This window comes from Mesorhizobium sp. 1M-11, assembly GCF_001303895.1.
Classification (GTDB): Bacteria; Pseudomonadota; Alphaproteobacteria; order Rhizobiales; family Rhizobiaceae; genus Mesorhizobium.
Window position 1 is genome coordinate 491349 of sequence record NZ_LJSD01000051.1, and the last position, 23854, is coordinate 515202.

At 64.5% G+C, this 23854-nt stretch carries 24 protein-coding genes and 2 pseudogenes; 13 read left to right on the forward strand and 13 right to left on the reverse strand.

Annotated features, from left to right (window positions below; all coding sequences use genetic code 11):
* Window positions 1-14: 14 nt before the first annotated feature.
* Window positions 15-302, reverse strand: a complete 288-nt coding sequence (locus AO692_RS23105; protein WP_054312377.1) for a DUF2285 domain-containing protein — start codon at window positions 300-302, stop codon at window positions 15-17.
* 455 nt (window positions 303-757) lie between these two features.
* Here AO692_RS23105 and AO692_RS23110 point away from each other — a divergent pair, with 455 nt between their 5' ends.
* From AO692_RS23110 to AO692_RS23180, 13 genes and pseudogenes are all read left to right on the forward strand, one after another.
* Window positions 758-1030, forward strand: coding sequence for a helix-turn-helix domain-containing protein (locus AO692_RS23110; protein WP_054312378.1), 273 nt, complete (start codon window positions 758-760; stop codon window positions 1028-1030).
* Window positions 1031-2056: a replication initiator protein A gene (locus AO692_RS23115; protein WP_054312379.1), complete on the forward strand. Its 1026-nt coding sequence runs from the start codon at window positions 1031-1033 to the stop codon at window positions 2054-2056.
* Complete coding sequence (gene parA / locus AO692_RS23120; protein WP_054312380.1) at window positions 2053-2706, forward strand: ParA family partition ATPase; 654 nt, start codon at window positions 2053-2055, stop codon at window positions 2704-2706. The genes AO692_RS23115 and parA overlap by 4 nt, the downstream gene beginning before the upstream one ends.
* Window positions 2703-3446 carry a site-specific DNA-methyltransferase gene (locus AO692_RS23125; protein WP_054312381.1) on the forward strand — a complete coding sequence of 248 codons (744 nt, stop codon included), beginning with the start codon at window positions 2703-2705 and terminating at the stop codon, window positions 3444-3446. Before parA ends, AO692_RS23125 begins: the two co-directional genes overlap by 4 nt.
* Window positions 3443-3697, forward strand: coding sequence for a hypothetical protein (locus tag AO692_RS23130; protein WP_054312382.1), 255 nt, complete (start codon window positions 3443-3445; stop codon window positions 3695-3697). Before AO692_RS23125 ends, AO692_RS23130 begins: the two co-directional genes overlap by 4 nt.
* Window positions 3694-4212, forward strand: a complete 519-nt coding sequence (locus AO692_RS23135) for a DUF2840 domain-containing protein (protein ID WP_054312383.1) — start codon at window positions 3694-3696, stop codon at window positions 4210-4212. The genes AO692_RS23130 and AO692_RS23135 overlap by 4 nt, the downstream gene beginning before the upstream one ends.
* Window positions 4209-4754, forward strand: coding sequence for a S26 family signal peptidase (locus tag AO692_RS23140; RefSeq protein WP_054312384.1), 546 nt, complete (start codon window positions 4209-4211; stop codon window positions 4752-4754). Before AO692_RS23135 ends, AO692_RS23140 begins: the two co-directional genes overlap by 4 nt.
* A gap of 35 nt (window positions 4755-4789) precedes the next feature.
* Window positions 4790-5125 (forward strand): DUF736 domain-containing protein, encoded by a 336-nt coding sequence (locus AO692_RS23145; RefSeq protein WP_054312446.1) that lies wholly within the window; start codon window positions 4790-4792, stop codon window positions 5123-5125.
* A 5-nt stretch (window positions 5126-5130) separates the two neighbouring features.
* Window positions 5131-6054 carry a lytic transglycosylase domain-containing protein gene (locus tag AO692_RS23150; RefSeq protein ID WP_054312447.1) on the forward strand — a complete coding sequence of 308 codons (924 nt, stop codon included), beginning with the start codon at window positions 5131-5133 and terminating at the stop codon, window positions 6052-6054.
* Between the two features lie 313 nt (window positions 6055-6367).
* A pseudogene (locus tag AO692_RS33745) lies at window positions 6368-8439 on the forward strand (DUF3363 domain-containing protein).
* A gap of 559 nt (window positions 8440-8998) precedes the next feature.
* Window positions 8999-9619: a peroxiredoxin gene (locus AO692_RS23165; RefSeq protein WP_054312386.1), complete on the forward strand. Its 621-nt coding sequence runs from the start codon at window positions 8999-9001 to the stop codon at window positions 9617-9619.
* The gene (locus AO692_RS23170; RefSeq protein ID WP_054312387.1) at window positions 9616-10011 is read left to right on the forward strand and encodes a metalloregulator ArsR/SmtB family transcription factor; all 396 of its coding nucleotides are present in this window, start codon (window positions 9616-9618) and stop codon (window positions 10009-10011) included. Before AO692_RS23165 ends, AO692_RS23170 begins: the two co-directional genes overlap by 4 nt.
* 802 nt (window positions 10012-10813) lie before the next feature.
* Window positions 10814-11414 (forward strand): annotated as a pseudogene (locus tag AO692_RS23180) (L,D-transpeptidase).
* Between the two features lie 497 nt (window positions 11415-11911).
* Here the strand turns inward: AO692_RS23180 and AO692_RS32410 are convergent.
* The 12 genes from AO692_RS32410 to fba all read right to left on the reverse strand — a co-directional run bounded on the left by AO692_RS32410 (window position 11912) and on the right by fba (window position 23723).
* A complete protein-coding gene (locus tag AO692_RS32410) occupies window positions 11912-12733 on the reverse strand; it encodes a class I SAM-dependent methyltransferase (RefSeq protein WP_244483452.1) in 822 nt (273 codons plus the stop codon).
* A 189-nt stretch (window positions 12734-12922) separates the two neighbouring features.
* On the reverse strand, window positions 12923-13591 hold the full coding sequence (locus AO692_RS23190) for a L,D-transpeptidase (protein ID WP_054312389.1): 669 nt from the start codon (window positions 13589-13591) through the stop codon (window positions 12923-12925).
* Between the two features lie 104 nt (window positions 13592-13695).
* On the reverse strand, window positions 13696-14499 hold the full coding sequence (locus AO692_RS23195; RefSeq protein ID WP_054312390.1) for a TlpA disulfide reductase family protein: 804 nt from the start codon (window positions 14497-14499) through the stop codon (window positions 13696-13698).
* Entirely contained in the window at window positions 14496-16343 is a 1848-nt protein-coding gene (gene dsbD, locus AO692_RS23200; protein ID WP_054312391.1) for a protein-disulfide reductase DsbD, read from the reverse strand. The genes AO692_RS23195 and dsbD overlap by 4 nt, the downstream gene beginning before the upstream one ends.
* Window positions 16344-16463: 120 nt before the next feature.
* Window positions 16464-17678: a 5-aminolevulinate synthase gene (hemA, locus tag AO692_RS23205; protein WP_054312392.1), complete on the reverse strand. Its 1215-nt coding sequence runs from the start codon at window positions 17676-17678 to the stop codon at window positions 16464-16466.
* Window positions 17679-17711: 33 nt separating this feature from the next.
* Complete coding sequence (locus AO692_RS23210; RefSeq protein WP_054312393.1) at window positions 17712-18428, reverse strand: HAD-IA family hydrolase; 717 nt, start codon at window positions 18426-18428, stop codon at window positions 17712-17714.
* Window positions 18425-19132, reverse strand: coding sequence for an HAD-IA family hydrolase (locus tag AO692_RS23215; RefSeq protein ID WP_244483453.1), 708 nt, complete (start codon window positions 19130-19132; stop codon window positions 18425-18427). Before AO692_RS23215 ends, AO692_RS23210 begins: the two co-directional genes overlap by 4 nt.
* Window positions 19129-19812 carry a ribulose-phosphate 3-epimerase gene (rpe, locus tag AO692_RS23220; protein ID WP_054312394.1) on the reverse strand — a complete coding sequence of 228 codons (684 nt, stop codon included), beginning with the start codon at window positions 19810-19812 and terminating at the stop codon, window positions 19129-19131. Before rpe ends, AO692_RS23215 begins: the two co-directional genes overlap by 4 nt.
* A complete protein-coding gene (gene cbbX / locus AO692_RS23225; RefSeq protein ID WP_054312395.1) occupies window positions 19809-20732 on the reverse strand; it encodes a CbbX protein in 924 nt (307 codons plus the stop codon). Before cbbX ends, rpe begins: the two co-directional genes overlap by 4 nt.
* A gap of 17 nt (window positions 20733-20749) precedes the next feature.
* On the reverse strand, window positions 20750-21139 hold the full coding sequence (locus AO692_RS23230) for a ribulose bisphosphate carboxylase small subunit (RefSeq protein WP_054312396.1): 390 nt from the start codon (window positions 21137-21139) through the stop codon (window positions 20750-20752).
* 11 nt (window positions 21140-21150) lie between these two features.
* Window positions 21151-22611, reverse strand: a complete 1461-nt coding sequence (locus tag AO692_RS23235) for a form I ribulose bisphosphate carboxylase large subunit (RefSeq protein WP_054312397.1) — start codon at window positions 22609-22611, stop codon at window positions 21151-21153.
* 32 nt (window positions 22612-22643) lie between these two features.
* Window positions 22644-23723: a class II fructose-bisphosphate aldolase gene (gene fba / locus AO692_RS23240; RefSeq protein ID WP_054312398.1), complete on the reverse strand. Its 1080-nt coding sequence runs from the start codon at window positions 23721-23723 to the stop codon at window positions 22644-22646.
* Window positions 23724-23854: the final 131 nt, after the last annotated feature.

Consider the following 23854-nt stretch of genomic DNA (forward strand, 5'->3'; position numbering starts at 1 on the left):
GCCGGATCATGTCATCATGCTTTGTTGGGCGTCGCCTGTTCCAGAATCCGCCGATAACCTTCGCGCGAGAGCCATTGTGCGCGTTCGAGATGGCTCTGCCAGCAGCGATAAGTCCGAGATTCCTCGGCAGCCGGATCACGGTGTAGCACGATCCGCGCGACTTCCTTCCAGTTCGCGCCTTCCGCCTTCGCGTCCAGCAGGCGGAGATAGGTCACAAAATGCCGCTCGTCGTAGATCGTTATGACCTCGCCTGCCGGCGCTTCGTCGTCCACATCGGGATCGAGTTCGACTGGCACCCGCATGGGCGTTCCCCGTATCCGAGAGAGTGTTGTCTGCGGTGCGCCCCCGCAAACGAAAACTCGCTGACTCTTGGTGATCGGGGAGTTCGAAACCGTGATTAGACGGCCCTGTCGCCTTTAGCTCGGAGAGCCTGTTGTATACGCCACAGGCTCCCCGACCATAAGGTCAAGGAGTGTGGTGCCGTCACGGCCGGCACCAACCGCTAACCAGGGGTTTCGACGCCCCGGAGCAGCGCGTCTGCTCCGCCGCCACTCTTAGCCGAATCGCACAGGAATGTCTTCGGCTGTTCGATAGCCGAAGCGCGCGCGAGCCCCCAAGAGCGTTCAGCGTTGGGGGGTGCCGCCAGCGCATAGGCGCGAATGCGGCACGCTACACCTCGCCGGTCCCTCGCCATGGTTCGCCACAGCCCGCTGCCGCCACCGGCAGCCGCATCAACTGACGAACCAGAGGTGATCCCATGGCCATCCGCCGCAACGCGGAGCTGCCGCCGCGCCTGTTGCGCACCAAGGAAGCCGCACGCTTCCTCGGCATTTCGCTCCGTACCCTTGAGAAGCACCGTACCTACGGGACCGGCCCGACCTATCGCAAGATCGGCGGCCGTGTCCTGTACGCCGTCCATGATCTGGAAGCCTGGTCCGCAATCGGCACTCGCAAATCCACCCGCGACGAGAACGCTGGCACCGTCTTTCCCGCTCGCCCGCTGACGCCCGACGAGCGGAGCAAACTCTGAATGCTCCGCTACGACGATTATGATCCCGCGCGGCGGGACGCCAGCGAACGCAGTCGCCTCGACCCCTTCGTGGTCGCGACCGGCGATGCCCCACCGCGCGACCAGCGCGATTTGATGGAGCGGCCGTTCTTCTCGCTAGCAAAGACGCCGCGCACCAAGCCAATTCTCTACAAGGCCGCCGATGTCGAGGTGCAGGTGCTCGGCATGCCAGAACACGGCATGGCGACCATTTGGGACGCCGATGTGCTCATCTGGGCCGCTTCGCAGATCGTCGCGGCCAAGAACAACGGCCTTTCCACGTCACGCTTCTTCCGCTTCACGCCTTACCAACTCCTGCGTGCGATCGGACGGCCGACCGGCAACCGGCAATATCTGCTGCTCAAGGCCGCACTCGCACGCCTGCAATCAACTGTCATCGCAACCACGATCCGCAACGGCCCGCATTGGCGGCGGCGTCAGTTCTCATGGATCAACGAATGGGAAGAGATGACGACGCGGACGGGGCGCGTCGAGGGCATGGAGTTCGTCCTGCCCGAGTGGTTCTACAACAGCGTCATCGACCGCTCGCTAGTGCTCACCATCGACCCGGCCTATTTCCGGCTGACCGGCGGCATCGAACGGTGGCTCTATCGCGTCGCGCGCAAGCACGCCGGCCACCAGCGCCATGGCTGGCTGTTCGAGGTCGCGCATCTTCACGTGAAGTCGGGCAGCCTCGCGCGACCGTCCGATTTCGCGCTCGACCTTCGCCGCATCGTGGCGCGTCAGCCGCTCCCCGGTTATCGCCTCCAGATCGAGCGGGAGAACGGCCGCGAACTGCTGCGTTTCCTTCCCGAAAATCCATCCACAGTGCCTGTTGAAAACCATGTGAATGGCATCGGCACATCAGGCGCACGCAGTATCGGCACATCAGGCGCAAATCGCGCGGCGCACTCTATAGACGAATCTAACAGAGACTCTAACTCTTCTTCTTTGACGCGCGCGCATGCGAGGCATGGTGCCGGTGCCAGCCGCCGAGGTGCACCATGATCGTCGCGCTCCTCAACCAGAAGGGAGGCGTCGGCAAGACGACCCTCGCGCTGCATCTCGCCGGCGCATGGGCGGCGAGAGGACACCGCGTCACACTGATCGACGCGGACCCGCAGGGCTCGGCGCTGGACTGGTCGCAGCAGCGCGGTCGCGAGGGTCTGCCGCGCCTGTTCGGCGTCGTCGGTCTGGCGCGCGACACGCTGCATCGGGAAGCCCCCGAGTTGGCGCGCGATGCCGATCATGTCGTCATCGACGGTCCGCCGCGCGTCGCCGGCCTCATGCGCTCCGCGCTGCTCGCCGCCGACCTGGTGCTGATCCCTGTGCAGCCGTCGCCGTTCGATGGCTGGGCATCGGCCGAGATGCTGGCGCTTCTTCACGAGGCGCGCATCTTCCGGCCCCAGCTCGCCGCCCGTTTCGTGCTCAACCGATGCGGCGCACGCACGATCATCGCCCGCGAGACGGCCGAGACCCTGGCCGATCACGATCCACCCGTACTCGCCACCACCATCGGCCAGCGCGTCGTCTTCGCCGACGCCGCGCAGTCGGGCCGGCTCGCTCCCGAGATCGCCGATGACAGCCCGGCCGCGCACGAGATCGCTGCGCTGGCCACCGAGATCGAGCGGCTTCGCATCGGGAGGATCGCGCCATGACGATCCTCATCGGCGATTGCCGCGACCTCATGCCGGCGCGCGGCCCGTTCGATCTGATCCTCGCCGATCCACCCTATGGCGACACGTCCCTTGCATGGGATCGCCGCATCGACGGCTGGATCGCGCTCGCTTGCGCGGCACTTCGGCCGACCGGCTCGCTGTGGGTGTTCGGCTCGCTGCGATGCTTCATGGCGACAGGCGCCCGCTTCGCCGATGCCGGCTTCCGCTACGCGCAGGAGATCGTCTGGGAGAAGCAGAACGGCACCGGCTTCCACGCCGATCGCTTCAAGCGCGTGCATGAGCTGGTCGTTCAATTCTATCGCGCCGAGACGCGCTGGCGCGACGTCTACAACGACGTCCAGACCACGCCGGACGCCACGGCGCGCACCGTGCGCCGCAAGCAGGGCCCGCCGCACACCGGCCATATCGATGCCGGCCACTATGTCAGCCACGATGGTGGACCGCGGCTCATGCGCTCCGTCATCTACGTGCGCAACTGTCACGGCCGCGCCATCCATCCGACCGAGAAGCCGTCACCGCTTCTCGAAATCCTGATCCGCACGAGCTGCCCGGAAGGCGGCCTGGTCGGCGATTGGTTCGCCGGCTCCGGCTCCGCCGGCGAAGCCTGCCGACTTTCCGGCCGCCGCTATCTCGGCTGCGAGATCGACGCCGCCATGGCCGATCGCGCCCGCGCGCGCATCGCTGCCGTGCTGCCGTTCCACGACGGAGGCGGCGCATGACGGACCGCACCGACAAGCGCCGCTTCGCATCCCGGCCGGGCGATGCCGAAAGCTGGATCAGGGCGACCAGAGCGCAGCAGGACGACAAGGCCGCCGGCAATGCGTTCACCGCCCGCCTGACCATCGATGTCACGGCCGAGCTGCGCGGGCGCATCAAGGTCGTGGCCTTCCGGCGTGGCGTGACCGTCGCCGACATGCTGCGCGATCTGCTCGCGCGCGAATTTCCAGCCACCGAAGGAGACAACCGATGACCGGCAAGGCGGCCCACCGCATGCACGGCCGTCCGCTGCCGGACGGGCCTGCGCCTTTCACAACATTGGTCGATCTGACATGGCGACAGAAGAAGATCGAGCACTGGATCAGGTTCGGCCGCAAGAGCTACGAACAGATCCTCGACCGCCATCGCAGCGTCGTCGGCTTCGCGCCGAACAGCATCTTCGCCTTCGTGCGATGGGCGGCTAACGACTTCGGCACGATCATCTCGCGCATCGACATCGTGCGCGCCGTTCGTCGCGGCGAACCGTTCCAGACGCTGCCCTTCGTCCGCCCCGGCGGTGACATCCTGCTGCGCCTCGATGGCTGGCCGAAGGTGCAGCGCGCGCTTGCCGCCATCGACGCCGTCGAAACACTCGGCCTCGATCCGGCCGATGCTTCGCCCGATCACTGGCGGCACGTCCACAACCGGCTGACCGCCGGCCTGGAGCCGCACGCCTACACGCCGGAGCGACATGCGGCGTGGCTCCATCGCCGGAGGATCGCGCCATGACGCGCGCCGGCCTCGTCATCACGGCCGCGCTCGCAACCATCGGCGTCGGCTATCCCGGCCTCACGCCGATGCCGATCAAACTGATCTGGAACGCATCGGCCAGTGCGCCGATCGGTTTCTACACGATCGACTTCGATGGCCCGTTCGAGGTGACTGATCTTGTCGCCGTCGACGCACCTGAACCGCTCGCGACCTTCCTCAGCGAGCGCGGCTATCTGTCCAAAGGCGTTCCGCTGATGAAGCGCGTGCTGGCTGTGTCCGGGCAAACGGTCTGCCGCACCAACCTCATCATCACGGTCGATGGAATCGAGGTTGGCTCGGCGCTCGCGCGTGATCGCGCCGGTCGCGATCAGCCCGTTTGGCAGGGCTGCCGCCGCGTTCATACCGGCGAAGTCTTCCTCATGAACTGGCAGGTCCGCGACAGCCTCGACGGCCGCTACTTCGGCCTGACGTCCACCGACCGGATCATCGGCCGCGCGGTCCCGCTGTGGACCGACGAGGACGGCGACGGCCGGTTTCAATGGCGCGCGCCGACGCGCTGATCCTTTCCACCACCCTGCAACCGAAGGAGAGTCCCATGGCTAATATCGGCGCATTCCAGAAGACCAAGACCGGTTATTCCGGCCGCATCCGCACGCTCGTCATCGATGCCGAAGTGGTGCTCATCCCCGCAAAGAAATCCGACGCCGAGAATGCGCCGGACTTCCGCATCCATCGCGGCGACGCGGACGGCCCCGAAGTCGGGGCTGCGTGGAAGGAGACCGGCGACAAGGCCGGCGACTACCTGTCCTTTCAGCTTGACGATCCGACGCTCACGCAGCCGATCCGCGCCAACCTCTTCCGGTCCGACGACGATGAAAGCGCATGGTCGCTGCACTGGAATCGCCCGAAGCCACGCAACGGGCGGGACTGACGGCCATGCGGTCCCGCGTCATCCTCGCGCTCAAAGTCCTCATCCCTTTGTTCGCGGAGAAGCCGTCTCATCCCTTCATCCCGCTCGACCGCAGGACGGCCGGCGCGCGCAGCGAAGGTCAGGGGCGGCTTTTCGCCGGCGCTTCGCGCGCACCCTTGACCGCAGCGAGCACGCTGGCAGGCTTGCGGCGCAGCGGAGACAGGGCGCTAATCCGTTACGCCGTTGTCCTGGCCCTCGGTGCGCTCTCGCTCAGTAGCGGATCGGGTGTGTCGCTCGCGCAATCGACGCCGATCGCGCGCGCTTCCGCTGCCGATCCCTGTGCGGCGCACATTGCCGAAGCATCGCGGCGCTTCGGCATTCCCGAGTGCTGGATTCGCGCGGTGCTGCGCGCCGAGAGCGCGGGCGACGTGCGCGCGATTTCGTCGGCCGGTGCGATCGGGTTGATGCAGGTCATGCCCGACACCTGGGACGCCTTGCGCGTCCGCTATCGTCTCGGCCGCGATCCCTACGATCCGCGCGACAACATCCTCGCTGGCACCGCCTATCTGCGCGAGATGTGGGATCGCTACGGCAATGTCGCGGCGATGCTCGCCGCCTACAATGCCGGTCCCGGCCGCTATGACGAGCACCGCGCGACGGGCCGTCCGCTGCCCGCCGAAACCCGCGCCTATGTCGCTGCGCTCGCACCAGCGCTCGGCGGCGCGGTCGCTGCCGGGACACCGGAGAAGCAGGCCGCACCGCCGAGCGATTGGCGCGATGCGCCGCTCTTCGTCATGCGTCCGAGTGACCGGCGGAGTGCCGATCCCGTGCAGACTATCGGCACATCAGGCGATGCTCGCCCGGCCGTTCCGGTGCGCGAACGCCGCGATGCGGAGCCGCGTGAAGGCAGCGTATTCGTGGCGCGCGCCGACGATGGGAGAGCGCCATGAGGATGGCGTTTCCCCGTCCGCTTGCGCTTGTTCCGGTGTGCAGTCAGGCAGGGTCGCGCCTGGCTGCATTCCCGGTCGGAGGAGCGGAAAGGTCAGAAAAGGCGGAGGGCAAGATAAAGGAAACCGGCACCACGTCGGGCCGGTTTCTGAAATTGTTGTTGTCTGCACACTGTTTGGGGGAGCCGCGAGCGGCACCATGGTTTTGGCCCCCGCGTGCCGCGATGCTGCGCAAAGCCTTGGCCTTGCAGGGTTTCGGCCGGCACCATGACCGCCGAACGCCCGATTGTCGGCATTCTCGACCGGGAGTCCGGTCATGAGCGTCGACGACGAAACCCGCTTCCGACCGAAGCCCGGCCGCATCCGCTCCGACACGCCGCGAACGGGCAAGACCAAGAGCTTTTTTACCCAGGCCAAGAAGATCGCGCGGCAACATAGTAACCGCCCGTCCCGATCATCTTTGCGATCGTCGCCACGCCCCGGCTCAAGCACCGGTGCGAAGGCCGGCAAAGCCTCGCGCATTCCACGTGGGCCGGGTGTCCAGCGCGGGCGTGGCGCGGCTTTCGCCCGCGCCCGCACGCTGTCGGGCGGCTGGCGTCACAGCGCACCCGGCATGCGCCGCGTCGTCGTCAAGACGCGCTATGTCCAGAACGCCGGGAAGAACGGCAAGGCCGCCGCGCATCTGCGCTACATCCAACGCGATGGCACATCGCGCGACGGCGAGTGCGGGCAGCTCTATTCGGCGACCGAGGATCGCGCCGATGGCGATGCCTTCCTTGAGCGCGGCAAGGAAGACCCTCGCCAGTTTCGCTTCATCATCTCGCCGGAGGACGGCGCGGACCTGACCGACCTGACCGACCTGACCGCCTACACGCGCAACCTCATGAGCCAGATCGAAGCCGACCTTGGCACCAAGCTCGATTGGGTGGCGGTCAACCACCACGACACCGGCCATCCCCATGTGCATGTCATTGTCCGTGGCAAGGACGATCTGGGCGAGAACCTTGTCATTAATGGCGACTATCTCGCCAACGGCATTCGCGAACGCGCCAGCGAGCTGACCACGCTCGAACTCGGCGCCATGACAGAGATCGAACAGACCCGAAAGCTGTCGGCCGAAATCGATCAGGACCGTTTCACCCGCATCGACCGCGCGATGACGGAAGAAGCCAACGACCGATTCCTCGACCTGCGCCACGCGCCTGCCGACCCGAAGCGCCAGTTCAACCGCACGCTGCGCCTGCGCCGTCTTGCTAAGCTGGAAAAGATGGGCTTGCGACCGAGCACGCGCCCGGCGTGTGGGAGCTGAGCGAGCGGATGGAGCCGGCCTTGCGTGAGCTGGGCGAGCGCGGCGACATCATCCGCACCATGCACAAGGCGCTGAAGGCCGATGGCCTGGAGCGCGATCCCATGACTTTCCAAATCCACGACGCCGCGCCCGCGACACCCATCGTTGGCCGTGTCGTCGACAAGTATCTGTCCGACGAGCTGGGCGAGAACCCGACCGTCGTGCTGGACGGGATCGACGGGCGCACGCACCATGTTTCCGGCATCGAGCTCGAGCGGCTGGAGGATGCGCGGATCGGTAGCGTCGTCGAGATCGGCCCGGCCGACATCACACAGCGGCCGTCCGACCGCGCGATTGCCGCCATCGCCGAGGACGGCATCTATAGGCCGAGCCGCCATCTGGAGCGGGCGAAATTCGAGGGCCGCGTTCCGGGCGGCGACTATGAGGGTTATGTCGATGCTCATGTCCGGCGACTGGAGGCGCTGCGCCGCGCCGGTATCGCAGAGCGCATCGACGCGGACCAATGGCGCATCCCCGAGGACTTTGAGAGCCGTGCCGCCGCCTACGATGCCGGCCGCAACCGACAGGCCAGCGTTCGCGTCCTCGCGGTGCTCGATCTTGAGAAGCAGATCGGCGCGGACGGCGCGACCTGGCTCGACCGGCGGCTGGTGTCGCCCGACGCATCCGACCTTGCGCCGGCCGGCTTCGGGCAGCAGGTGCGCGAGGCGATGGACCGTCGCCGCGAACATCATGTCGAACGGGGCGACGCCACGCGCCAGCAGGACGGTCGCGTCTTCTACCGGCGCAACCTTCTCGCCGCCCTGCGCGAGCGCGACGTTGCCCGCGCAGGAGCCGAGATGGCGGCGAGCAAGGCGGTGTCGTTCCGAGCAGCCGCAGACGGCGAAACCGTCAACGGCAAGTTCACGGGCACCGTCCAGCTATCGAGCGGCAAGTTCGCCATCGTCGAGAAGGCGCACGAGTTCACCCTTGTTCCGTGGCGGCCGGTCATAGACCGCCAGCTCGGCCGCGAGGTTACGGGCGTTGTGCAGGGCGGCTCGGTATCGTGGCAATTGGGGCGGCAGAGGAGTATTGAGAGATAATTCCAAAATCTGCCTGCTGCCCCGCTATTCAACCCGATGGGGCGGCCAGTGCAGGTTCGGCACACTGCTGTAGCAATGGGCTATCTCCGATGTCGTTCCGAGAAGCAGCCATTCCGAGCTGAAAAGTTTCTGGTGCGGTGTGATGAAGTTGAGGACGATCTCGCTCTCACCATTGCTTTTTTTGCCCAGCATTTCGGCCACGGTGCGCCGGAAAGATGAAATGGAAACTGACGGTGAATCCAAATTGAATTCTGGCCTGCAATGAGACGTAGCCTCCAAACTTCTGGCGCGTTCTGAGCGGTTTCGCTAAGAGCCCTACACCTGTCGAGAGATCCGAGCGGTTGCACCACGGCAGCGATGTCTTGAGATCATCGCCGGCCTCACGTCGGCCTTCGGCGCAGTGCGCTGGTGTTCGCCCGCGCTATGGTCCGTCCGGCCGCAGCCGCTTTGGGTTCTTCATTTATTGATTTATCGAACTATGTAATTGTGTAATCGTATTGCGTCAACCCTGACTCCGTGCGACAAACTCGTAACTAACGATTTCGAGACTAACGCTTCGATGAACGACGTATCGATCCGCATACCTTCCCCAGCCCTGCGAATGGGCGACGCCGCTCCCGATTTCGAGGGCCGATCCACCCAAGGGCCGATCCGACTTTCCGACTACAAGGGCCGGTGGCTGGTGTTTTTCTCGCACCCGGCGGACTTCACTCCGGTCTGCACGACGGAGTTTGTTGCGCTCGCCAAGGCGCACGATCGCTTCGCCGCACTCGACTGCGCACTTCTCGGTCTGTCCGTCGACAGCCTTTATGCGCATCTTGCCTGGACTCGCGCGATCCGCGAGCTCTTTTCGGTCGAGATTCCGTTTCCGGTGATCGAGGACCCGTCCATGCTCGTCGGCCGCACCTACGGCATGATCGACGAGACGGCGGAGAACAGCGCGGGCGTGCGGGCAAGCTACTTCATCGATCCAGAGGGCATCATCCGGGCGATCACGCATTATCCGCTGACCATCGGACGGTCGATCAACGAGATGGTGCGGATGGTGGCTGCGCTGCAGGCCACGTATTCAGGCGAGAAGCTCGCCCCGGCCGATTGGCAGCCAGGGCAGCCGCTTCTTCTGCCGGCCGATGAAAAGGCGCAGCACGAGGCCGACTGGTTCTGCCGGAGGGACGGATGAAGGCGCTATGGCAATCGCGCACCCAAGCGGACGTTGCGGCCGACAAGCTACGCAAGTTCGCGCAGTCTCAACGGCTGATGATCCTCTCCCTTCTTCTCGACGGAGAGAAGTCGGTGACGGAAATCGACGTGGCCACCGGAATCGGGCAGCCTGCGCTGAGTCAGCAGCTCGCCGAGCTCCGCAAGGCCGAGCTCGTCGCGACGCGTCGTCAGGCAAAGCAGGTCTATTACAGTCTCGCAGACGAGTCGGTTGTCTTATGCGTGCGCAGCATTGAAGCGGTGTTTGGCGCCGGCGATCCGGAGCAGGCGCTTCTCAACATGGTAAGGTCGGAACCTCGCCGGGAACGCGACAGCGTGATCCGAGGCGCCGCGAATTTCGCGCGGATTCGCTGACCGAATATAGTGCCTTAAGCCGCTCTTAAGCTTACCGGCTGACCCGCTCCGTCTCAGGCACCGTCTTGCCTGAGTAGGGAGAGGCCGAATGGCTGATAGCAGACGCCGCTATATCACGCTTCTTCAGGTCAACGACACACACGCACGGCTATCTGGAGTCGCACCCTGAACTGCTCTGGCACGGTGCCAATCCGCGCTTCCCGAGGCTACGCGCGTATCGCGGGCTACCTTAACCGCGTGCGAGCCGAATGCCAGCATGCTGTGGTGGCGCTGGATAACGGCGATACGTTCCACGGCACCTATGCCGCCGTAGAGTCGAAGGGAGAGGCGTTGGTCCCGATCGTCTTGCAGAAGGCGCACCATTCAGCCCGGATGTCGACGCGGAAAGCCGCGCCAGGCCGCTTTGGTACTGGTCGATGCTTGTGACGGTCAGAATTGCCGCTTGGACAGGCGCGGCAAGGCTGGGAGCGACGGCCATGATCAGCTCGCCGATCAGGAACTGGCGCCGCGTCGCGACAATCGCCGAGCGGGGTTGAGGGTGATGGTTTGCACCTCGACCATCCCGATCAATGGCTGCGAGCTTTACAGGTCGAAATCGGCATGATTGGTTCTCCGTTGTCCGGCAGCAACGGCGGTGCTGGCCTTAAGGCAGGCTTAAGGTGGCGCTGACGTTTGAGCCTTCTGAACCGAACCAATTCAGAAGGCTGAGAGACAATTGAGTAAGACGATACTTTGCAAGCCGCTTGTACGGCGCACGTTTCTGGTCGGTGCAAGCGCTTTTACACTGGCGGGCTGCGTTTCGATGCGGGAGCCGGTTCCGATGATGGCGCCCATCGCCGAGGCCGAGCCGGAGCCTGTGGTTCCGCTGATGTACGCAGCCCTGCCGAACGAGCAGTTCCCGATCCCCGCGGTGAACGTATCCGAGGTCGACCAGAGGTTCTGGCGAACGGAGATCGACTATCCGACCGAGGAGCGGCCGGGAACGCTGATCGTCGATACACCTGGCAAATACCTCTACCACGTTAAGCCGGGCGACCGCGCGACGCGATACGGCATCGGCGTCGGCCGTGAAGGCTTCGCCTGGTCGGGGCGCGCGATCGTCGCCTATAAGCGCAAATGGCCACGCTGGACGCCTCCGGACAGCATGGTTGCCCGTTGGCGGCATGGAGCCGGACCTGAACAATCCGCTGGGCTCGCGAGCGCTTTACATCCACGAAGGCGGACGCGACACGCTCTACCGCCTTCATGGCACGCCGGAGGCATTCTCGATCGGCAAGGCCGTCTCGTCAGGTTGCATCCGGCTACTCAATCAGGACGTCATCCACCTCTACGACGAAGTTCGCGATGGCAGCCCGATAGTCGTCATCCCGGACCCGACGATGTCGTATCTCGCCGTCGGCTAGGTGGATACAATGCGCGATGAGGTCATCTGCTATGACGTTGCGATGTACGGCTACACGATGCACGCGAGTTACTTTGGGCCTCGGGATCAAACGGCGTTGCTGCCACATGGTGGCGGCCGCACGGCATCGGCGGACATGTTCCCGCTGCGTGTCGACCTCGCCGAGCGCGGCATAGGTACGCTGGCGTTGGACCATCGCGGACATGGAAAGACGGGCAGGGAGCTGATGGGACAGCTCCCTCGCGCGACGGGTCGAAGAGGTACTGGCCGCCATCGACGCTGTTCGGCCGCAAACGCTGCTCGGGGCTATCTCGATGAGCATGGGCGGCTATGTCGCCGTCAAGCTCACACAACTGATCGAGCTCGGCGCCGTGGTGATGATCGCGCCGGCGATGTATGACGCCGAAGCGTTCGATGTGCCTTCGGCCCATCCTTCTCCGCGATCATCCGAAGAAGCGAGAGTTGGCGGCGGAGCGATGCCTGGCAAATCCTTCGAGACTATGCGGGGCGCGTGCTCATTATCGCTGGTGAGGACGATGAACGGATACCGTCCGACGTAATAATCAATTGCATCGAAGCCGTTGCTCCCGACAGAGGGGAGTTGCTCTCGCTATCCGGCGTCGACCATTTCGTGATGACGCGGTTGCGCGAGGGGGAGGCCGATCGGCTCACCGATGTGCTTGACTGGATCGCATCGGCGTTTCTGGGACGATAAGAGGTCCGCTCGGCGGCCAGCGATCCCGCTTGGGAACATACTGACGTCCGCGCCGCGATGCGAAGATCGGCTTGCGCAGCCTCTACCGACGGCAGCGGAAGGATATCATGTCGCGCCTTTTCGGCGACAAGATCGATCAGCGCAGACATCCCGGAATGCCCGGCACCTTCCTCGATCACGCTGTCGTGCTCCTGAAGATGCCGAATCTCCCAATGACCGAATGACCGGATCAGCAGATCCCTCGTGTAGAGATGATCAGCGTGCGGTGGACCGCCTGTACCGTAGCGAAGCTGCTCGACACGGTATCCCTGCATGACGAGAATCCCGCCGGGCTTCAGGCAGGTATGGAAACCTTCGAACATCGTCTTGCGCAAATCGGGCGGGGCGAACTGCACGAAGATGGCGACGACGACGTCATAGGCTTCCGATTCCCATTCCCACAAGGCAAGATCGGCAAGCACTGTCTGCAAGGATACCCCGCGTCGGTGGGCGAGTGCGCGGGCTTTCGCAAGCCCAACCCCCGAGCCATCCACCGAGACGACATCGAGACCGCGTTCAGCAAGCCAGACGCCGTTGCGACCCTCTCCGTCGGCGACGGCAAGCACCTTCATTCCCGGTTCGAAGCGGAAAGCCTGCGAGACGAGAAAGGCGTTCGGCTCGGTTCCGAAAAGATAATCTTGACCTTCGAATCTGCGGTCCCAGGGGTTCTCCATCGTAGTTCTTCCGGTGATTTAGTGGGCCCCGTATCGAGAAGGCAGGGGACCCTTGCTGTTGCTTACATGTTGCCGAGGTCGCTAGATCACGACGACTTTCGATCCGGACGGGGCGCGACGATACAAATCTATGACGTCCTGGTTCATCATTCGAATGCAGCCCGACGAGACGGCTTGCCCGATCGTGTGCGGCTCGTTGGTACCGTGGATGCGGAACAGCGTGTCCTTGCCGTCCTTGAAAAGATAGAGCGCGCGGGCGCCAAGTGGGTTAGAGGGGCCACCCTCCATGCCACCGGCCCAGCGCGCGTACCGTTCCGGCTGGCGCGCGATCATGTTTTGGGTCGGTGTCCAGCGCGGCCATTCCTGCTTCCAGCCCACGTTGGCGGTACCGGTGAATTCGAGCCCTTCGCGGCCGACCCCGACGCCGTAGCGCATGGCCCTCCCGCCTTCCTGCACAAGGTAGACGAAACGGTTCTTGGTATCGACGACGATCGTGCCGGCCGGATAGGGCGTGGGATAGCTCACCTGCTGGCGCAGGTTCTTCGGATCGACCTTCGAGGTGTCGATGGCGGCAACCGGGAACCTGTCGTCACTCTGTGCGGCGTAGGCCGGGTTTGGCGCCGGGTGGCGCTGCTGCCGCTCGAGGGGCTGGGTGACGGCCGTTGAGGTCGTCGCGGTGGCGGTGCAGCCGGTCACGGCGAGACCGATCAGAAACGCGGAAAGGGCTCTGCTCTTTTCAGACAAACGCATTGGGGTCACGTATCGTTGTCCGCCGTGTAGTCGCGAAGGGCGGATGGGTCAGATTGAGAGTGAAGGGCAACGGAAGGTCTGCGATTGAAAGATCGGCGCCCGCGTCACGGCGAGCCCGAGAGTTTGTCGATTGCTGTGTTGAGGGCTTCCCGCGAGATCTCGCCCATATGCATGGAGGCAAGTGTCCCATCAGCCCTCAAGAAAAGCGTGATTGGGAGGCCCATGGAGCCGTAGTGCCTCGGGATCTGCATCGACGGATCGAGCAGCACACGATCGAGCTTGAGATTCTCAGACGCGAGATAGGAGCGGATGGTGTCCGATCCTTCGCCCTGGTTGACGAAGAAAAACACCAGGTCGTTACGACTCGCGGCCACCTCGGCAAGTAGTGGCATTTCCCTGCGACAGGGCGGGCACCAGCTCGCCCAGAGGTTGATGACGGCGGGTTTGCCGGCGACGTCGCTGACCGCGATCGGAGGGCCGTCCATCTGCTGTAGGGCGACGGTTGGTGCGGGCTGGCCGAGTGTGGCTTGAGTGAGCTGCGTGACGCCGATCCATAGGATGAGGCTGAGGCCGAGCGCGCCGGTGGCCGCCAGGCCGGCCTTGACGGTGCGAATGAAGATGGCGCTGACGATGGCGACGCCGATCAGACCGGCGATCGGCTGGAAGCCGCCTTGCCAGAATGCGATGACCCTCCACGGCTCCCCGGCAAAGCTCTCCCAATGCAGCGCGACATGGCCGAGCCGGGCCGCGACAAGCCCGCCGATCAGCGCCCAGGTCGACCACCGGCCGATCACGGGATCGACCCGGCGCGCCAAAATCGAGGTTACGAGCGTGAATGCGAAGATGCCGAGGAACGCCGCGAACTGTTCCGAGGCGAAGACGAAAGGCCCGATAGCTATGGCGTTCATCGCGCGGTCCCAGTCCTTTCGACGGACGCCTGCAAGGTTCCCCTGGTCACGTCTCCAACGAGGCGGGTTCCCGTCGTCTCACGTCCCTCGGGATCGACGAAGATCATCGTCGGCGGGCCGACGACCTGAAGGCTCTCCATGATCTGGCGCTGTTTGGGCGTGTTGTCGCTGACGTCGAGCTTGATCAGATTGAAGCGGGCGAGCGTGGATTGGATGGCAGGGTCTGAAAGTACTCTGCGATCGATCACCGCGCAGGTGACGCACCAGTCGGCCGTGACGTAGAGGAGGCTGGGTTTGCCGTTCGCGCCCGCTATCTGCGCCTGAAGCTCGGTTGGCGTACCTGCTGTCCGGAAGGCGAGCGCTTCCGTCGGGCCGGTGCCTGCGCCCGTTCCTGCGACAAGGTTGCCCAGCGGGCGGAAAGGATCGCTGGCTCCGCTGGCGGCCCCGACCGCCAGCACGATGCCGTAGAGGGCTGCGGCAATGCCGACGGCTTTTGCTGTCCGGCGCCGGCCGGAAGCGTCGGGGTCGAGCGAATCGAACGCCCCGAGCCAGACCGCCAGGCCAATGGCGAAGAGAGCCCAGAGCGCCAGGCCGGCCTCGGCGGGAATAAGGCGCGAGACCATCCAGATCGCGGTCGCTACGAAAACAAAGCCGAACGCTTGACGCACGGCGGTCATCCACGCCCCTGCCTTGGGCAGCGCCTTGGGACCGAGCGTGCCGAAGGCGATTAGGGGGATGCCCTTGCCGAGGCCCAGCGCGAAGAGCGATGCGGCGCCGAGCGCCACGTCGCCGGTTTGGGCGATATAGATGAGGGCTCCGGCAAGCGGCGCGGTAACGCACGGCCCGACGATCAGCGCCGAGGTGAAGCCGAGCAGTCCGGCCGAGGCCAGCGAGCCGCGATTGCCCTGGCCGAGCCGGCCGATCGCATTGACCCAGGCCGAGGGCAGTTGCAACTCGAACAGGCCGAACATCGATAAGGCCAGAACGATGAACAAGGCCGAGACCGCGCCGATGGCGAGCGGCGATTGCAGCGCCATTTGCAGGTTCTGGCCGGACCAGGCAGCGACAACGCCGAGGAGACCGAAAGCCGTCGCCATGGCGAGGACATAGGCGAGCGAGAGCGTGAAGCCTTTGAACGCCGTAACCGACTCGCCCTGGCGCGCGATCGCGCCCGCGAGGATCGGGTACATGGGGAACACGCAGGGGGTGAAGGCGAGCAGCACGCCGAACAGCAGGAAGCTCGCCAGCACCATCGCGACGCCGCCGTCCTTCAAGAGCGAATCGATCATGCCGCCATTGTCGGCTGCGATGGTGATTCCGTTCGCGGGGGCTGCCAAAGCCGGAGCCGTCCATTCATTCGCTTGCGTTGCCGGCCCGCGCTCCTCCGGATCGGTCACGGCCAAGGTCACGGCATCGAGATGTCGGACGAGCGGTGGGTAGCAGATGCCGTTGTCCTGGCACCCCTGATAGCGGACCTCGAGCGGGTCGGGAGCCGATGCATCGAGAGGAACCACGGCGGCGACGTGATCGTGGAAGACGGTGGAAGGGCCGAAGGTCGGGTCGTCCTTACTTTGTCCGTTGCCTTGGAGATCGGGCACCGCGAGGTCGGACGCGCCACGCTTGAAGCTGAATTTGTCCTGATAGAGATAGTAGCCAGGCGCGATCGTCCATTGCAGCCGGACGCTGCTGTCAGCTTGGCGCGTGGCGGAGAGCTGAAAAGCCTGATCGACCGGGAGCGGCATGGCTCCCGTGGATGTTACTTGCGCAGATGCCGGCAAAGGCACCGCGGCGACAGCGATCACCAATACCGCAGCAAAGACGGACCAGACAGTTCTTGAAAGCAACGGCACGCTCCCGCTCGACTCGACATCGGCGGGTGAGGTCCGGTCGGCAGCTTAAGGCAGGCTTAAGGGCCAAGCGCGACCGAACCCAGGAGCGTCGGAGTGCTGCGTTGATTTAAAGGCTCAAGCCACGGCACGCGTGAGCGCACATTGTGACCAGAGCTCGGAGAGCGCGTGGACAAGGTGGTCGATGTCAGCGTCGGTATGTAGCGGTGAAGGTGTAATGCGCAGCCGTTCTGTCTTGCGCGGTACGGTCGGATAATTGATCGGTTGAATATAGATGCCGTAACGGTCGAGCAGGATATCCGAGATCCACTTGCACTTGGCGGCGTCGCAGACCATCACCGGCACGATATGGCTCGGGCTCGGCAGTGTCGGAATGCCTTTTGCCTCCAAACGAGAACGGAGCTTGCGCACCCGCTCCTGGTGTCTAGCCCGCTCAAACTGGCTGACCTTGAGGTGGCGGATCGACGCGATCGCGCCCGCCGTGACCACCGGAGGCAGCGCCGTTGTGAAGATGAAACCGGAGGCAAAGGAACGGATGAAGTCGACGAAATTCGTCGATGCCGCTATATATCCACCTGCGATGCCAAACGCCTTGCCTAACGTGCCCTCAATCACGGTGATGCGGTCCATCAGACCTTCGCGCTCGGCGATGCCGCCACCGCGCGGGCCATAGAGGCCGACAGCGTGGACCTCATCCAGATAGGTCATGGCACGGTGCTTTTCTGCCACCGCTAAGATTTCGCCGATCGGGGCGATGTCGCCGTCCATCGAATAGACGCTCTCGAAGGCGACGATCTTCGATCGCTCGGGACCGTACTCCGACAAGATGCGGTCGAGGTCGGCGGGATCGTTGTGCTTAAAAATGCGCTTTTCGGCTCGGCTATGGCGGATGCCCTCAATCATAGAGGCGTGATTGCCTTCGTCGGAGAGAATAACGCAATTCGGTATGTTGGCGCCAAGCGTGCCGAGGGTGGCCCAGTTCGAGACGTAGCCGGAGGTGAAGAGCAGTGCCGCTTCCTTGGCGTGCAGATCGGCAAGCTCGCGCTCCAGTATGACGTGGTTGTGGTTGGTGCCAGAGATATTGCGTGTGCCTCCGGCCCCCGCGCCACAGAGGTCGAGCGCCCCGTGCATCGCCTCGATGACCTTCGGATGCTGGCCCATGCCGAGATAATCGTTTGAGCACCAGACGGTAACGTCGGACACGTTCTCGCCGGCGTAACGTTTTGCTCTGGGGAAGGAACCGGCACGGCGTTCCAGCTCGGTGAAGACCCGGTAACGGTGCTCCTCGTGCAATCCATTGAGCTTCGCGGTGAAAAGGGCTTCGAAGTTCATTGTTGTCTCCTTCTAGAGAATGCAAGAATCTATTTATAGATATGAATGTCGATATGTGGCGATCGCTCGCAGTCCTTTTTGCAATGAGCCTTCGGCCGAAGACCACGGGGCTTCGAGGTCACGGATTACGAGCAAGGCGCCGCCGAAGTTGTCACCAGCGGTATAGATGCTCGGCGTAACGATAGTGCGCAGCCCAGCAGCACGGGCAGCCAGAAGGCCTGGCCGGGAATCCTCGAAGCACAGGCATTCGGCCGCAGACAGGGCGAGGTCGGCCAGGACGAGATGATAGACTTCGGGATCGGGCTTCTTCGCCCGGACATCCTCGCCTGTCCGGATGCTCGCGAACCAGCCGAGGGATTCCGGGCCGAGCGTCGACTCCAGCAGGGAGACGACGTTCGGCCGGCTCGTCGTGGTGGCGATGGCGATGGCGAGGTGCTCGCGGCGCGCATGATCCAAGAGCGTGGCCACACCAGGCCGAAGCGTGACCATGCCGCCCCTGATCCGCTCGTTGTAGATCTCCGTCTTGCGGCGATGGAGCGCGCTGGGATTGACCACGGCGCCGACGCGCCGCGCATAGTCGAGGATGCGCTCGTGGCCACCGGTCGTGCGCAGCAGGTCGCGATAGAGTTCGCGGTCCCATGACCAGCCCATCCCGGCTTCGGCGAAAGCCTCGTTGAACGCTGCGCGATGGATCTCCTCGGTTTCGGCAAGCGTCCCATCGACGTCGAAAACGAGCGCGCGGATCGTCATGAGTCAGCTTGCGTCGGCACGCAGAACGCTTCCGCCAGTGCGTTGAGATCGGCGATGACGAGATCGGCTCCGAGTTCGTCTACGCGCTGGTCGCAATAGCCACCACGCACCAGCGTGCAGGCCGTGCCAGCCGCGCGCGCAGCGATCAGGTCGGCGCTGCTGTCGCCAACCATGAGCGTTTCGCCTGGCGACGCGCCCAGCCTTTCGCAGGCGCCAAGCAGCATGTCGGGAGCCGGCTTCTTCGCATAGCCGCTGTCGCCGCCGATGACGCCGTCCAGCGAGGTAAGGAGATCGAAACGGGCAAGGATCGTCCGCGAAAATTCTTCCGGCTTGTTAGTGACAACCGCACTCGCCACGTTTCTCCGGCGCACGGCGGCCACCGCCTCACGCGCGGCGGCGCAAAGCGTGGTCAGGTTGGTAAGATGGCGCGCATAGATGCCGGTCAACGTCGCATGGCGGTCTCGCAACGCGTCGGAGCCAAGGACGATGCCATGCGCCAGCAAGGCACGCTCAACCAGCTTCTCCAGCCCGTGTCCGATCATGCCTCGCACGGTCGACAGCGAGTGAGGAGCCAATCCGTCTCCGGCGAGAAGCTCGTTCACGGCGGCTGCGATGTCAGGAGCGGAATCAATCAACGTGCCGTCGAGGTCGAAGAGAATGGCGGACGGTCGGAAGGGCAGCGTGGCGGGCGACTTTTCCATCATGACGGACGCGCCCTTGCCGCCGCATCGGCCGGTTCCCTGATGGCTGCGATGTTCTTCGCATAGGCACTGGTGCCGCCCCTGAACACCGCTGTACCCGCCACCAGCACGTTCGCGCCGGCGGCAACCACGATTGGCGCGGTCTCGGGCGTGACTCCGCCGTCGATCTCAATGTCGATCGGCCGCTCGCCAATAAGCGCCTTCACCCGTTTGATCTTCTCGACCACGGAAGGAATGAAAGCCTGCCCGCCGAAGCCCGGGTTCACGGTCATCAGGAGCACGAGGTCGAGTTGGTCGAGCACGTATTCAATCACGCTTTCGGACGTGGACGGGTTCAAAGACACGCCAGCCTTCTTGCCGAGCGCCTTGATCGCTTGCACCGAGCGGTGGAGATGCGGACCGGCCTCCGCGTGGACAGTGATGATATCGCAGCCCGCATCAGCGAAGGCGGCGAGGTAGGCGTCGGCCGGCGCGATCATCAGGTGGCAGTCGAACACTTTGTCGGTATAGCCGCGGATAGCCTTGATGATTGGCGGACCGAAGGTGATGTTCGGCACGAAATGGCCGTCCATCACGTCAAGGTGGATCCAGTCCGCGCCTGCGGTCGCGACCGCCTCCACCTCCTCGCCCAGCCTGGAGAAGTCCGCTGAAAGGACCGATGGCGCGATGAGGGTTCCGGTCATGCGCCATCCTCTGCTCCGCCCGCCGGCTTCGCGGCAAAGACGCGGGAAGCGGAAATGTCAGAAGCCCGGATCGCCGATAGGTCCTGCGCAGTCAGGGGACCGCCGACGGTCTCGAACAATCGGTTCGCTTGCCTGAGGCGAGCGCGGTCAAGGGCGTTCCTGATCGAGCGCGCGTTGGCGAAATGCGGCTGGGTGCGGCGGATGCGTATGTAGTCCGCCATCACCGCCTTCGCCTCGGCGTCGAAGGCGTAGTTCTGGCGCGCCAGCATCGTTTCCGCGATCGCCAGCAGTTCCTCGTCCTCGTAATCCGGGAAGTCGATGTGATGGGCGATGCGTGAGCGGAAGCCGGGATTGGACTGGTAGAACCTGTCCATCCGGTCTGTATAGCCGGCGAGGATCACGACGAGGTCGTCACGCTGGTTCTCCATCACCTGCAGCAGGATCTCGATCGCCTCCTGTCCGTAGTCCCGCTCGTTGTCGGGCCGGTAGAGATAGTAGGCCTCGTCGATGAACAGCACGCCGCCCATCGCCTTCTTCAGCACCTCCTTGGTCTTTGGCGCGGTGTGGCCGATATACTGCCCGACGAGGTCGTCGCGCGTGACGGACACGAGATGGCCCTTGCGGACGTAGCCGAGGCGGTGGAGCAGGTTCGCCATCCTGAGCGCCACCGTCGTCTTGCCGGTGCCGGGATTGCCGGTGAAGCTCATGTGCAGGGTCGGCGTCTCGGTGGTCAGGCCGAGCCGCGTGCGGGCGCGCTCCACCAGAAGCAGCGCCGCGGTCTCGCGGATGCGGCGCTTGACGGGCTTGAGGCCCGTGAGCTCTCGGTCGAGCTCGTCGAGGATTTCGGCCACGCCCGACTCGCGGAACTCGGCCGCGAGGTCGACGGTCGTTTCGACGGACTGTTGCGCCTGCTGCGGCATCGCGATCCTCCTGCCGATCAGACGGCCGCCTTGATCGAATAGCGCTGGACGCGGCTTTCTCCTTCGGTGCGCGTCATGACGAGCTTCGGCTCGACCTTGGGCCGGTTGACGATGAAGGACAGCATCACCGTCTCGAAGCCGCGCGTGGAATCGAAGGCGTTGAGGCGGATGTAACTGTCGGGATGGGCGTCGCGGCAGGCCCGCACCTCCATCATGACGCCGGCCGCATCCTTCAGGTCGAACATCGGGTTGCCCCACATCTCCCAGTAGGTGTTCCGCGGATGCGGGTCGTGCGTGTATTCGACGCCGATCGCCCACTCCTTGCGCAGGCAGTATTCGACCTGCGCGACGATCTGCTCGTCGGTGAGGTCCGGCAGGAAGGAAAAGGTTCCCTGTGTGATGCGCATGGTCGGTCTCCTCAGACGGCGACGGCCGGCGTCGGGACGAAGTCCGACGTGTCGGTCGACTGGTAGTTGAAGGTAATGTCGCCCCAGACGTCGAGCGCGGCTTCCAGCGGCTTGCACCACTTCGCGGCGGCGCGCAGGATCTCCGGGCCCTCGTTGACGATGTCGCGGCCCTCGTTGCGGGCGAGCACCATCGCCTCCAGCGCGACGCGATTGGCGGTGGCGCCCGCCTGTATGCCCATCGGGTGGCCTATCGTGCCGCCGCCGAACTGGAGGACCACGTCGTCGCCGAACAGGTCGAGGAGCTGGTGCATCTGGCCAGCATGAATGCCACCCGACGCCACCGGCATGACCTTCCTCAGGTCGGCCCAGTCCTGCTCGAAGAAGATGCCGCGCGGCAGGTCGACCTCGTTCTTCAGCTCGCGGCAGACATTGTAGTAGCCCTGCACAGTCATCGGGTCGCCTTCCAGCTTGCCGACGGCCGTTCCGGCATGGATGTGATCGACGCCGGCGAGGCGCATCCACTTGGCGATGACGCGGAAGGAGATGCCGTGGTTCTTCTGGCGCGTGTAGGTGCCGTGGCCGGCGCGGTGCAGGTGCAGAACCATGTCGTTCTGCCGGCACCATTCGGAGATCGACTGGATCGCGGTGTAGCCGATGATCAGGTCGATCATGACGATGACCGAGCCGAGCTCTTTCGCGAACTCGGCGCGGCGGTACATCTCCTCCATCGTGCCGGCGGTGATGTTGAGGTAGTGACCCTTCACCTCGCCGGTTTCGGCGGACGCGCGGTTGACGGCCTCCATGCAGTAGAGAAAACGATCACGCCAATGCATGAAAGGCTGCGAGTTGATGTTCTCGTCGTCCTTCATGAAGTCGAGTCCGCCCTTCAGGCCCTCATAGACCACGCGGCCGTAGTTCTTGCCGGACAGGCCGAGCTTGGGCTTGGTGGTGGCGCCGAGCAGCGGCCGGCCGAACTTGTCGAGCCGCTCGCGCTCGACCACGATGCCGGTCGGCGGACCCTTGTAGGTCTTCACATAGGCGACCGGCAGTCGCATGTCCTCCAGCCGCGCCGCCTTGAGTGGTTTGAAGGAAAAGACGTTGCCGATGATCGAGGCGGTGAGGTTGGCGATCGAGCCCTCCTCGAACAGGATGAGGTCGTAGGCGACGTAGCAGAAATACTCGCCCGGCCGGCCCGGCACCGGATCGACGCGGTAGGCCTTGGCGCGATACTGGTCGGCAGCCGTCAGCCGGTCGGTCCACACCACCGTCCAGGTCGCGGTCGACGATTCGCCCGCCACGGCGGCGGCCGCCTCGATCGGGTCGACGCCCTCCTGCGGCGTGATGCGGAAGAGCGCGATCAGGTCCGTATCCTTCGGCACGTAGTCGCCGTTCCAGTAGCCCATCTGGGCGTATTTCAGGACGCCCGCCTTGTAGCGCTCCTTGCCCCTCAGTTCCTTCGGCTCTGCGTTCATCGCGGTATCCTTTCGCTGTCGTTCTTCCGGCTTCAGGCGGCCCTTGCCGTGGAGGTTTCGGGATCGAGTCGGCCTGCGGCGTAGCGCTTTGCCATCTCGTCCATGGGCACGATCTTGATGCGCGAAGCGTTGCCGGCCGTGCCGAAAGCCTCGAAGCGGGCGCGGCAGAGGTCGCGCATGGCGTCCATCGCGGGCTTCAAGAATTTTCGAGGGTCGAACTCGGCGCGGCTGGTCTGCGCCACCTTGCGGAACTGGCCGGCCATGGCCATGCGGCAGTCCGTGTCGATGTTGACCTTGCGCACGCCGTGTCTGATCCCGCGCACGATCTCCTCTACCGGCACGCCGAAAGTCTGGGGCATCTCGCCGCCATGGGCGTTGATCACGTCCTGCAATTCCTGGGGCACGGAGGAGGAGCCGTGCATGACGAGATGCGTGTTCGGCAGCCTCTCGTGGATCGCCTCGATGACGTGCATGGCGAGGATGTCGCCGTCGGGCTTGCGCGAGAACTTATTGGCTCCATGCGAGGTGCCGCAGGCGATCGCCAGCGCGTCAACCCTGGTGCGCAGGACGAAGTCCACGGCCTGGTCGGGATCGGTCAGGAGCTGGTCGTGGCTGAGTGCGCCTTCGGCGCCGTGCCCGTCCTCGGCCTCGGCGTGTCCGCTTTCGAGCGAGCCGAGCACGCCGAGCTCGCCCTCTACCGAGGCACCGACCGCATGCGCCATCTCGGCCACGCTGGCCGTGATTTCCACATTATAGTCGTAGCTGGCGGGCGTCTTGCCGTCGGCCATCAGCGAGCCGTCCATCATCACCGAAGTGAAGCCGTGACGGATCGCGGTCAGGCAGGTCGCCTCGTTGTTGCCGTGGTCCTGATGGACGCAGAGCGGGATGTCGGGATAGATTTCAGTGAGCGCATCCATCATCCGCGACAGCATGATGTCGTTGGCATAGGAGCGCGCGCCGCGGCTTGCCTGGATGATGACTGGCGCGTCGCAGGCCCTGGCCGCCTCCATGATGGCGAGGCCCTGCTCCATGTTGTTGATGTTGAAGGCGGGCACGCCATATCCGTGCTCGGCGGCGTGGTCGAGAAGCTGGCGAAGGGTGATGCGGGCCATGGTCAGGCGTCCTCCAGTCGTTTTGCAGTGGTGCGCAGGATCTCGATGCCGGGCAGTTCGCGGTCTTCGAGCCATTCGAGGAAGGCGCCGCCGGCGGTCGACAGGTAGGTGATGCGGTCCGCGACACCGGC